Origin of the sequence: Nostoc sp. UCD121 (assembly GCF_014222285.1) — a bacterium.
GTDB lineage: Bacteria > Cyanobacteriota > Cyanobacteriia > Cyanobacteriales > Nostocaceae > Nostoc.
In genome coordinates this window covers 1-10,595 of record NZ_JACKZS010000243.1, presented here as the reverse complement: position 1 = coordinate 10,595, position 10,595 = coordinate 1, and the positions used below count along the sequence as shown (strand labels likewise).

Sequence of the window (10,595 nt, the reverse complement as noted above, 5' to 3'; positions counted from 1 at the left end):
ATGAATGCCGAGCGAGTGCATTTTCGCTGCCGTAACCTCTCCAATGCCGTGGAACTTCTCAATCGGCAGCTGTTCTACAAAGGCGATCGCTTGCTCTGGTAAAATCACCCTTAGTCCATTCGGCTTATTCTGCCCTGATGCCATTTTTGCTAAGAACTTGTTAATCGATACGCCTGCGGTTGCCGTCAACTGGGTTTCTTGGAAAATCGCAGTTTTAATATGTCTTGCGATAGTATAAGCGTAGGGGATGTTTTGCCTATTCTCAGTAACATCTAGATATGCCTCATCTAGCGCAACCCCTTCCACCAAATCAGTGTAGCGTTTGAAGATAGCGTGGATTGAAGTGGAAATCTCTCGGTAAACGTCGAATCTCGGTCTGACAAAGATAAGCCCAGGACATTTGGCAATTGCTGTTACTGAGGGCATCGCGGAATGAATACCAAACTTACGAGCTTCATAACTGGCGGCTGCAACTACGCCTCGCTGATTCGGGCTGCCACCGACTACTAACGGTTTACCTCGGTAGCTAGGGTTGTCCCTCTGCTCTACTGATGCGTAGAAGGCATCCATGTCTACGTGAACTATCTTTCTCACTTGCAAGCAGAGTGAAGCATTAGAAAGTTAGGCTAATCGGTGCTTAGTAAAATACTATATTACCAGTTTTATAGTACATTAGCACTACTTGGTTCAAATACCATATCTGCATTATTCCCCAACGATTTTCTGTTCTAACTCTTCAATTCGAGCCACAAGGGGAGCCATCATAGCTTCAACCTCGGTAGCAGAATAGCGGATAGGTATGTGTTGAGAACAATTCTCACTCAAAGCTTCGACATGAAATAGAATAGCTCGCTCAACTTTTGCTGGATAGCCAGGGATGCGAAGTCGCTCAATTAAAGCACTATCCCCTTCAACATATTCTGCCTTACCCCAAACTTTGATACGTCTGCGTTGGCGGTAATCCATCAGGAACAGAAATGCTTTTGCTTCTCCTTCAAGGTTGCCTACGGTAATGTACTGCACATTCCCAGAAAAATCGGCGAATCCCAGGGTTTTCTCATTCAACACTTTCAGGAAACCGGGCGCTCCTCCACGAAACTGGATATAGGGATAGCCATTGGAACTGACTGTTCCCAAATAAAACCCATCCAAATGAGCAATAAATTCGGCAATTTCTAGTGTAATTGAATCATTGGCAGGCCCGTTGGCAATGTAGCGTTCATAGGTTTGCCGTGATCCCCGTTGTGACTGGGCGGCTTCAACTTCTGGAGTAAAAGCAATTTCTCCAAATTTGCGTGGCATACTGCGCTCCTAAACTCTAGCAGGTTCTTCAATACCAATCATTCCAATAAAACCGGGGAGATGCTTGAGCCGTTCAATCCAGGCTTGAATATGAGCATAGGGTTCGAGAGAAATCTTACCATCGTTCGCAAGGGCGATGTATGGAAATACAGCAACATCGGCAATCGTAGGATGTCCCAACTCTAGCCATTCACCTTCTGCTAGATGATTATTAAGTTGTGTGAGGATAAACTCTGATTTTTGATTTACTCGTTCTAGATTGATGTCAGTAGCTTTAAACAGGTGATATAAACGTGCCGATTCCGGGCCAAGCCGAACTTCTCCCGCAGTTGTAGATAACCAGCGAATTACACGACTCATCGGCTCTGGCTCCAAAGGCAACCACCCTTCTGTGCCATACTGTCTAGCTAAATAAACTAGAATTGCTTGAGCATCTGCCAATATAGTATTTCCATCAACCAAAACTGGCACTTGACCAAAAGAATTGAGTGCTAAAAATTCTGGCTGTTTGTGCGCTCCTCTAGGCAAATCAACTTTTACCCATTCGTAATCTAAGCCTAATAGCGACAACATTAGTTTTACTTTATAGCTGTTGCCAGAGAGTTCGTAACCGTAAAGCTGAATCATAGATTAATCCTTCAGATGTGGTAAGAACGAACAAGTTTAATCACAGAAATTAAGTGGCACTTCCTGTCTCATCTTTGTACCGTTCGTTCGGTATAGAATTACTGTACCGAACGAACGGTATAATGTCAATATCTATTTTTCTCAACTCTTACAATGCCCAAAGAAACATATATTCCATATCTCATACGGCTGTTTCGCCAATTCGGGTATGATGGCGCAACTCTATCTAAAATTTCTGAAGCTACTGGGCTTGGGAAAGCCAGCCTTTATCATCACTTTCCTGGCGGTAAGGATGAAATGGTTGAGACAGTGCTAGATTTTCTTCAACAGTGGTTAGCCCAAAACATCTTGACAGCACTTACCTCCCAAGGTGATGCGCTAACACGATTACAGAGGATGTGCGATCGCCTGAGCGAACTTTATGAAGGAGGACACCAACCCTGTATGTCTGCCATTTTATTAATGGGTTCAGCCCGTGATATCTTTCACACTAGAGTTAATGCTTTATTCTGTATCTGGATTAATGCGATTGCTAATGTTTTAATCGAAGGTGGTATGGATGAAGAACTCGCCAAATATCGAGGGGAAGATGCAGTGATTGCTATTCAAGGTTCCCTAATTTTGTCACAAGGGTTGAATGATCCATCTCCTTTTATGCGTGTTATTCAACAACTACCTAGACAACTTTGTACTCCAAAGCCAGGGGTGCAAAAAGACGATTAATACTGACACGCTGGATGCTGGGCATATTGGCTATTAACGTAATCAATTAATGATTAGTTATCATCAAAAAACGCACCATAGTAAATCCCTTGCAGACGAACGGTTTTATAGTCTCGCCAGTAAAGGAGCAATTTCTGGTTGCTCCCGCCCGACATATTTGGCATAACAGATACTGAAGAACCAAAATTATTAAACCTTAATGCTCCTAGAAAATTTTCTAGAGGCATTAAGTTAAAGTTTCGTTAAGTTATAGAGTTAAATATAGTGCTTGAATCAAAGTCAATAGCCAGAGTAGTTAATCAATTTCATCTTTGGGTAAAGAGCAAATGAATATTAGATTCAATTGTATGAAGATAAGGTTTATTAAATTTGATTAGCAATACTTGCTGATTATACGTCTATTACAAGGCTCACTTCGATTGCGCTTTGCTTAACAATATTTACAAAAAATACAAGCTCGTTTCAAATATTTTAAAGTTCATATAGATGATTTATCGGTAAAGTTTTGGGTTACAAGTAAATACCCTGGGTAAAATGTGCTAAAAATGTTTTTACGGCAAGTATGCTGTGGTTAACATCTATATATTTGTTAAGTATTGCACTTGGCATTTAAAGTCTAGATAATTCATTAAATTTAATTATTAGAGCAAGTCATGAACAAAAAATGGGCTATCAAACGAATTACAATAAATCTCGCATCAGTTGAAAGCGAAAAACTTGAACGATATTGTGAAATGACAGGTAGACCTGCAACTGATGTGATTCGGGAGTTGATTCGCTCTCTCTCCATAACCGAGTTGTCAGCGTCTGAACAGACTACACCTACCCTAAAATATGATGTTCCCATTCTGAAATAGTGGCAATTGAATCACTTGGGTTTTGGCATTATCCAGGTTGGACAAGGAAATGCCCAGTAACCTAATACTGCGATTCTCCAGGTCAATTGATAAAAACAGTGTTTTAGCTATCTCAAAAATCGTAGAGAGTTCACTGATGGGAGCAAGCATTGTCTTACTGCGGGTTAGCTGCTGATAATCAGAGAATTTGACTTTCAATGTTAATGTACGGCCTCGTGTTTCATGCTTCTCTAACCGTTGCTCGACAATTTGGGCAATCTGTTCGAGTTCTTGTAACATCTGGCTGATATCACTTAAGTCCTGTGCAAATGAGGTTTCTGCACCAATGGACTTGCGAACTCGATTTGCTTCAACTGGGCGGTCATCTTCTGCCCTGGCAATTTTGTAGTAATAATGACCAGCTTTCCCAAAGTGGTGTGTTAGCTCAGTCAGCGATGCCTGCGGCAACGTCAGAGACGAACGCTCCTTTAAGTCTGCGCCAGTATGAATGCCGAGCGAGTGCATTTTCGCTGCCGTAACCTCTCCAATGCCGTGGAACTTCTCAATCGGCAGCTGTTCTATAAAGGCGATCGCTTGCTCTGGTAAAATCACTGTCAACCCATTCGGCTTGTTCTGCCCTGATGCCATTTTTGCAAGAAACTTGTTAATCGACACGCCTGCGGTTGCCGTCAACTGGGTTTCTTGGAAAATCGCAGTTTTAATATGTCTTGCGATAGTAGAAGCGTAGGGGATGTTTTGCTTATTCTCAGTAACATCAAGGTATGCCTCATCTAGCGCAACCCCTTCCACTAAATCACTGTAGCGTTTAAAGATAGCGTGGATTGCAGTAGAAATCTCTCGGTAAACGTCGAATCTCGGTCTGACAAAGATAAGCCCAGGACATTTCGCAAAAGCGGTTACTGAAGGCATTGCGGAATAAATGCCAAACTTACGAGCTTCATAACTGGCTGCTGCAACTACGCCTCGTTGATTGGGGCTGCCACCGACTACTAACGGTTTGCCTCGGTAGCTAGGGTTATCCCTCTGCTCTACCGATGCGTAAAAAGCATCCATATCTACGTGGATTATTTTCTTGGTTCTAGCGACAGATTGTTGTCCCAAGGGTAGCTCCACCACAAACAGTCTCGCTGTTCACGCACTATGCCACGAGCAAATTAAATCCTAAATTAGAAATCCTATAGTACACTAGCACTAGTTTGAGCTAAATTTTGCAGATATGCAAATTATTTAAAGCTTGCTTGAACTTTCTACTATCAGCCCCGATTGGTTTTTCTGTTAATGAGTAAGCGTAACAATGTGGCTCAAATTTGGTGTAGCTCAAGATGGAAAATTAGTGTGTGTTGAAGATGTTGGTAGTGGTAAGACTGAGCTTTTATGCCCTTACTGTTTGGTGACTCAATAGCACAAAAGAGATGACCACACAAGTAATTAACACAATATACTTTGACATTCCCCAAACACTCACCCAGGTGGAAAATGCTGCTATGAATATTGTAATATTTGTAGCGAATTTGCCGATATCATTATAGTGTTTATACTAGTTTAATTGATGCGCTCACCAACCAGTCAGGACGGAGTGTAGCTCCGTGGGATTAAAACACTTACTCCGCAAAAATTTCCAGATATTACTACTGCTGGGTGCAATCTTACTCTTTTTCACAACTCCCTTACATAATTTACTCAATCAAGAGATTCTCTCAGTCTGGTTGCAAAGATTAGGTATTTGGGCTGTTCCCTTATTTATCTCCACCTACGTATTGGTCACAGTCTTAGGTTTGCCGATAACAATTCATACATTAACTGGAGGCGTAGCTTTTGGTTTGGGATGGGGAAGCCTTTGGTCTACATTAGCCGCAACATTGGGAGCAGTAGGAGCATTTTGTCTGGCTCGATACCTATTTCGAGATTGGGCAACAGCAAAATTCGCTCAAAATAAACTGCTGGAAAAATGGCATAAAGCACTCGAACGCAATCCCTTTTCTTTAGTTCTATCTCTACGCTTTGCTCCGATTGCTCCGTTTAATATTATTAACTTTTTATTGGCACTAACCACAATCAACCTGAAGATTTATACCCTTGCAACCTTCATTGGAGTAATTCCAGGCACGATTGCTTATACCTGGTTGGGTGCTTCTGGAAAAACCGCTTTACAAGGAAGCGATGCCTCCTCGTTTATACTCGCGTCGGTTTTTTTGGTATTTTTATCGGTGTCACCATTGTTATTTAAACCCTGGTGGAAGTAATAGCGCTACTCGTAATAAAACTGCCGTGTGGCGGTATGGTAGCGATGGAGTAATTTTCATTGATGGTTTAGCAGGAGTGTTTAATGACCGAGGTTCATACAATGGCTACTGGGTACAAAAGTCTTCATCGGTACGTTGCGATACCTATAGAGAAGGGGCAGATGGGAAACCTACTTATCATTGGGGCAGATTTAAAGTCACTTTCATTGATTCAAAATTCCCCTCCCGTTGGAAAGCTGATATTAGCCTTTGCGATCGCAAACCTGTGATGACTTTAAACGGTACACCTGTTACACAATGATGTCCTTCAAAAAACTTGTCAGCAGATGTTTGACAGTGCAATAAACATTAGTGACTGTCTGCTGATCTACATAGCTCCATATCATTTATTTCATGGAGCTTTCTTTCTTGAAGGGCGTATTGGGGGTGTAATTTATTTCGAGGATATAAAAATTGGGTTAATTGCAGTGTCGGCAGATTATCCTCCTACCGATGTGGTTAAGTATTCACGTTTTACTGAGATGATTCAACTGTCTGCTCCTAATGGCAACGATTACAATTGAGAGAAGCACAACTTATAGATGTCATCTTATGACTTTTTGCCCTGAGCAAAACTAGTAGTCTAATAGTAAAAGGCTGTTCAGTCTGGAGACTGTTGCTAAAATAACGTGCAATTCTATGTCACAACTTTATATAATCCCTAGTAGAGGACTAACGAAAGTAATATGACCGATACGCCGGAGTATTTCCCTAGCAGACTAGACCGACTTGAACAGATAGTATTGGGGCTTGCTGAGAGACAATCCAATACTCAAGTGCTGTTAGATAACCTAGCACTTAGACAAGCTAACTCCCAGATCCAACTTGATGAGCTAAAACGGGAAATGCGAGAACTGACTAGCAACGTTGACCGTGTGCTAAGTCGTAGCGCAATTTTAGACGATGTACTGCTTGAATTACGCGACAGTCATGAAGAACATCAGCACAATTTTGAGCAACATCAACGTAATTTTGACGAAAATCAACGCACTACAAACGCAGCACTACAAAGCCTTGAGTCTATCTTGCTACAGTTGACTCGAAATCATTCTTGAAGCGCGATGGCGTTGCTTCAATCGCCAAAGATGATCGTATGAGGGTAAATTTTAAACAATTCACTTCACCAAAAGCGATTGTCTCTTGCTACTAATGCTGACCTTGGATCGCATATACGCACTAATTACCGCTCATCCCGCAACCACTCCAACCCCATCCGCAACGCTGCCTCCGCCGTGTAATAAATCTTTTGTTCCCCGAATATCCCACCCGTGCGGCTGATGATACGGAATTCCCAGCAATGCCCTGGCGTGTAAAAAACCATTAGGATACTGCTGTTGACACAGAGTACCGTGTAAACTTTCACTTGGGACATTTACTGCTGTTGTGGGTGTGTGTGATGATTTTAATTGTCTGCAATTTCTCACCCAATCAAACCCAAATGCCGATGGAAAACTTCAACAGCATTCGCCACACCATTCTCAGTCCTGATTTTCTCACCCAACTCTTGTGCTTTCTTCCGCATCACCTCATCGCCTAGAACTACTTCAATTGCTGCTGCTAAAGTTTTATCTGACACTTTCTTATACGGTATCGGCGCAGGGCTGACTCCCAACCGAGTTAGCTTTTCTCCCCAAACTGGCTGATCTGCAAAAAAGGGTACGGTAACTGATGGTGTCCCCGCACGTAACACTGCCGCCGTTGTACTAGCTCCTCCATGATGTACTATTGCTGGCACTTGGGGAAATAACCAATCATGCGGAACTTCCTTGATCACAAACACTCGTAGCGAATCTTTTATATTCACTGTTCTTCCAACGTCGCCCCAGCCTGACAATATAATCCCGCCTTGATGGGTTTTCTTTAAAGCTTCCACTATATAGTGTGTGAGATATTCTGGATTGGGCATTGTCATGCTCCCAAATCCAAAACACAAAGGTAATTGCTTTCGTCCAAGAAAATCCTCTAGTTCCAGAGGTGGCTCGTAGTCAGAAGCTTGGTCAATAAACCAAAAACCAGTCACATACGCCCATGCAGGCCAGTCACGAGGTTTTGGGATCACGTGTGAGCTAAATCCATACAAGATAGGGATTCGTGATACATTCGCCGGAGTCTTCTGTCTGAAGCGTCTGCCCAAATATGGTAAGGGCGGCAATTTCAATGTTTCTGTTCTGAAGTGATTGAGCAGTTTTCGATATCTTTGCCAGTGCAAAAACTCTACTAGTAAGTAGCTGCCATAATTTATCGCTTTCTTTAGCGGGTTTTTAGCTATTTGAGCAAACCTCAAAAACCCAAACATCCCTGTAGGAGTCAACGGCAGAACTGATGCAAAAAAGCAAGGTACGCCTAATTTCTCTGCAATGTGATATCCAAAGGTAGCTAGCGGCGTGTAGATAATCACCTCACTTCCTTGACACGCTTGCCAACCTGATTCCAACTGTTGAAGTAAAAGCTTATCTGCTTCTTCTTTTTTCAACTTTTCTCCCGCAATCAATCGCTGCCCTTGTTTCGATTGCAAAAACTCTTCCATATTGCCAGCGATCGGTGCAAACTTTAAATCAAACTTTCTAACAAAAGATGCAAAGTTTTCGTGTGTTGCAACTGTTACCTCATGCCCAGCACGCTTCAAGCCAATAGCCAAAGCGCAGTATGGTTGCAAGTCTCCCCTTGAACCTACTGTTAGGATCGTAATCTTCAGTTTTCGACTTGGTGCTATAGGTAGACTTTGGCTCAAATGCTTTTTCAAAAATGAAAACTCCAGTATTCAAAAATTGTACTAATTTCCTGTGCCTCTGGGCGATAAACCAATACAGTTTAGATCAGCCCGTTTTTTCGTAACTGGTCAAAACAATTCACGCATGATCAATCTCATGAAATGGTCAAGGGAATCCTGTTATCTTTGGGTTTTAAATTGAGAATAAATGGCACAGCTTTCAATACCCAATGTTCATTTGCTACATCTACAGATGTGAAATCGTTGGTAGCACTAAACTTTTGGCGTATTTTATCAATAACATCTGATGAACGGGCGCAACCAATAACAGTATGCCCCTGTTGAATAAAACCCTCGGTCATCGCATAACCTAAACCTTTGCTTATGCCTGTAATTAAGATGAGCTTACTCATATTTTTTATTATTCCTGCTCTGAATCAATAATTCGTGGGAAAAAATAACCGCTACCTCTTGCTGTAATAATGAATTCTGGATCGTTGGGGTCGGATTCTACCTTTGTCCGCAATCGTGAAATATGCACATCTACCACACGGGTGTCTGTACTCATCTCTGGTACAAAGCCCCACAATTGCCGTAATATTTCTAACCGCGAAAAAATCTTTCCCGAATCATTCACTAACAACTCTAGTAAGCTAAATTCTATACCTGTCAACCGAATGCGTTGCTCATTTTTATGAACTTGCCGCTTATTGATATCGATTTTGAGATTGCCCACATGGATTATAAAAGAGTTAGGAATAGTATTGATACTGGTTTTGTGGGAGCGCCGTTTTAGTACGCAGGCAATCCGAGCTTCTAATTCCTTGGGTGAGAAAGGTTTTGTCATGTAGTCATCAGCACCGAGTTCCAGCCCAGTTATTCGGTCTGCTACATCTGCCAAGGCTGTTAGCATGATAATTGGTACGTCTGATTGTTTCCGTAATTCTTGACAGACACCATAACCATCTAGTTTTGGCATCATTACATCCAGAACTATCAAATCAGGAGTTAAGAGACTAAAAGCTGACAAAGCTTCTTCGCCATCACTAGCTGTAACTACGCTGTAGCCAATCATTTCTAACCGCGTCTGTAAAATCCGGCGGATGCTGGCTTCGTCATCTACTACTAAGATTGTGCCTTTATCAGATGATAAGTTTCTCAACGCTGTTCCTCCACAGCGAGAACTCTTAACCTTTCATTATCTGCTTATTAGGAGTCAAAACCGCAAAATAATCTTGAGTTACAGTCATGATCGAGAAGCGATCGCTTAATACTTGCATCTCTGCAACAGATTATGCTAGGGCATCTGCCCGAAAAAGAGATTTATATCCAATTAATAAATTCTTCAGCAAGAGACTCGTATTTTCCATAAATTTGGTGTACCTTGTTAATTCCGTGCAAATTATTTATACCTAACTTCTCCCAAATTTACTCATCCAAATTTTGAGCCAATGCCTTTGAAGGAACAGCACATGAAAACTTCTAATGATACAGATACGAAGAAGATCATCAAAAAATCCGACAAGCTTACCCTGAGACAGATGAAGCTAATCGAGGAGGCTGAAGACCAACTTCTTGAAGCTAATACTGACAATTCTACTGCCCCTGTGGTTGAGGTTGAGGAGAAACCAGTAATCGCTCCTGAACCTAAAGTTCCTGACTATATTCCGCTCCTTGACAACCCTCCAGTACAATCGGTGGGAAATTCCGGCTGGCAGGTTTCTGATGTCTGGCGGGATATCCGCGTTGATGATTTTTGTAATTAAAGCAGGCAATTTGTATTCCCAGACGGTTGACCATCAAGGCGGTTGCAATTATTCACGCAGTATTGCCGCCTGAGCAATTTTTGTAAACTATCTTTGCACTCAGTCAACCCCTTCTCTGCGAGACGCTACGCGAACGGGGAATTCAAAATTCAAAATTATTAATTCAAAATTAAAGACAAGACGCTCTCTACGAGACGCTGCGCGTAGCTTGCTTCTCCGTAGGAGTACGTGGACTCGCTTGCCGCCGGTGCTATCAGTGGGGGCAAGAACGAATGGCACTAAGTTAAGCTGAAAGGTAAGCGGCGTAGGGATTGCAGAGGGGCAGGGG

General features: G+C 42.2%; 17 protein-coding genes. 7 read left to right on the top strand and 10 right to left on the bottom strand.

What is annotated here, in order from left to right; all coding sequences use genetic code 11:
* The 3 genes from dinB (GNF10_RS31560) to GNF10_RS31550 all read right to left on the bottom strand — a co-directional run.
* Positions 1 to 594, bottom strand: a 594-nt coding sequence (gene dinB / locus GNF10_RS31560) for a DNA polymerase IV (protein ID WP_185607345.1), incomplete at its 3' end; no start/stop codon positions are given.
* Positions 595 to 705: 111 nt separating this feature from the next.
* On the bottom strand, positions 706 to 1,302 hold the full coding sequence (locus tag GNF10_RS31555; RefSeq protein WP_185583886.1) for a pyridoxamine 5'-phosphate oxidase family protein: 597 nt from the start codon (positions 1,300 to 1,302) through the stop codon (positions 706 to 708).
* Positions 1,303 to 1,311: 9 nt separating this feature from the next.
* Entirely contained in the window at positions 1,312 to 1,929 is a 618-nt protein-coding gene (locus tag GNF10_RS31550) for a glutathione S-transferase family protein (protein WP_185583888.1), read from the bottom strand.
* Positions 1,930 to 2,082: 153 nt separating this feature from the next.
* Between GNF10_RS31550 and GNF10_RS31545 the strand changes: the two genes are divergently transcribed.
* A complete protein-coding gene (locus GNF10_RS31545; RefSeq protein WP_185583891.1) occupies positions 2,083 to 2,652 on the top strand; it encodes a TetR/AcrR family transcriptional regulator in 570 nt (189 codons plus the stop codon).
* A 53-nt stretch (positions 2,653 to 2,705) separates the two neighbouring features.
* Here the strand turns inward: GNF10_RS31545 and GNF10_RS31540 are convergent, their stop codons facing one another.
* On the bottom strand, positions 2,706 to 2,879 hold the full coding sequence (locus GNF10_RS31540) for a hypothetical protein (RefSeq protein ID WP_185607347.1): 174 nt from the start codon (positions 2,877 to 2,879) through the stop codon (positions 2,706 to 2,708).
* A gap of 426 nt (positions 2,880 to 3,305) precedes the next feature.
* Between GNF10_RS31540 and GNF10_RS31535 the strand changes: the two genes are divergently transcribed.
* The gene (locus GNF10_RS31535) at positions 3,306 to 3,509 is read left to right on the top strand and encodes a CopG family transcriptional regulator (protein ID WP_185593512.1); all 204 of its coding nucleotides are present in this window, start codon (positions 3,306 to 3,308) and stop codon (positions 3,507 to 3,509) included.
* On the opposite strand, the gene dinB (GNF10_RS31530) is transcribed toward GNF10_RS31535, so the two are convergent.
* Positions 3,480 to 4,625, bottom strand: coding sequence for a DNA polymerase IV (gene dinB, locus GNF10_RS31530; RefSeq protein WP_311774246.1), 1,146 nt, complete (start codon positions 4,623 to 4,625; stop codon positions 3,480 to 3,482). The genes GNF10_RS31535 and dinB (GNF10_RS31530) overlap by 30 nt on opposite strands.
* 470 nt (positions 4,626 to 5,095) lie before the next feature.
* On the opposite strand from dinB (GNF10_RS31530), the gene GNF10_RS31525 reads away from it, so the two are divergent.
* From GNF10_RS31525 to GNF10_RS31510, 4 genes are all read left to right on the top strand, one after another.
* Positions 5,096 to 5,752, top strand: a complete 657-nt coding sequence (locus GNF10_RS31525; protein ID WP_185586543.1) for a TVP38/TMEM64 family protein — start codon at positions 5,096 to 5,098, stop codon at positions 5,750 to 5,752.
* Positions 5,753 to 5,777: 25 nt separating this feature from the next.
* Positions 5,778 to 6,053 (top strand): hypothetical protein, encoded by a 276-nt coding sequence (locus GNF10_RS31520; protein ID WP_260446121.1) that lies wholly within the window; start codon positions 5,778 to 5,780, stop codon positions 6,051 to 6,053.
* A gap of 25 nt (positions 6,054 to 6,078) precedes the next feature.
* On the top strand, positions 6,079 to 6,315 hold the full coding sequence (locus GNF10_RS31515; RefSeq protein WP_260446122.1) for a hypothetical protein: 237 nt from the start codon (positions 6,079 to 6,081) through the stop codon (positions 6,313 to 6,315).
* Between the two features lie 162 nt (positions 6,316 to 6,477).
* A complete protein-coding gene (locus GNF10_RS31510) occupies positions 6,478 to 6,846 on the top strand; it encodes a hypothetical protein (protein WP_185586544.1) in 369 nt (122 codons plus the stop codon).
* 125 nt (positions 6,847 to 6,971) lie between these two features.
* Here the strand turns inward: GNF10_RS31510 and GNF10_RS31505 are convergent, their stop codons facing one another.
* The 4 genes from GNF10_RS31505 to rpaB form a co-directional block, all read right to left on the bottom strand.
* Complete coding sequence (locus GNF10_RS31505) at positions 6,972 to 7,112, bottom strand: hypothetical protein (protein WP_229451711.1); 141 nt, start codon at positions 7,110 to 7,112, stop codon at positions 6,972 to 6,974.
* 99 nt (positions 7,113 to 7,211) lie between these two features.
* Positions 7,212 to 8,522: a glycosyltransferase gene (locus GNF10_RS31500; RefSeq protein WP_260446357.1), complete on the bottom strand. Its 1,311-nt coding sequence runs from the start codon at positions 8,520 to 8,522 to the stop codon at positions 7,212 to 7,214.
* Positions 8,523 to 8,656: 134 nt separating this feature from the next.
* Complete coding sequence (locus GNF10_RS31495; protein WP_185586547.1) at positions 8,657 to 8,914, bottom strand: SDR family NAD(P)-dependent oxidoreductase; 258 nt, start codon at positions 8,912 to 8,914, stop codon at positions 8,657 to 8,659.
* A gap of 8 nt (positions 8,915 to 8,922) precedes the next feature.
* Entirely contained in the window at positions 8,923 to 9,663 is a 741-nt protein-coding gene (rpaB, locus tag GNF10_RS31490; RefSeq protein WP_185586548.1) for a response regulator transcription factor RpaB, read from the bottom strand.
* A gap of 310 nt (positions 9,664 to 9,973) precedes the next feature.
* On the opposite strand from rpaB, the gene GNF10_RS31485 reads away from it, so the two are divergent.
* Positions 9,974 to 10,267 carry a hypothetical protein gene (locus GNF10_RS31485; protein WP_185586549.1) on the top strand — a complete coding sequence of 98 codons (294 nt, stop codon included), beginning with the start codon at positions 9,974 to 9,976 and terminating at the stop codon, positions 10,265 to 10,267.
* Positions 10,268 to 10,366: 99 nt separating this feature from the next.
* On the opposite strand, the gene GNF10_RS38090 is transcribed toward GNF10_RS31485, so the two are convergent.
* Positions 10,367 to 10,595, bottom strand: a 229-nt coding sequence (locus GNF10_RS38090) for a hypothetical protein (protein WP_221644684.1), incomplete at its 5' end; no start/stop codon positions are given.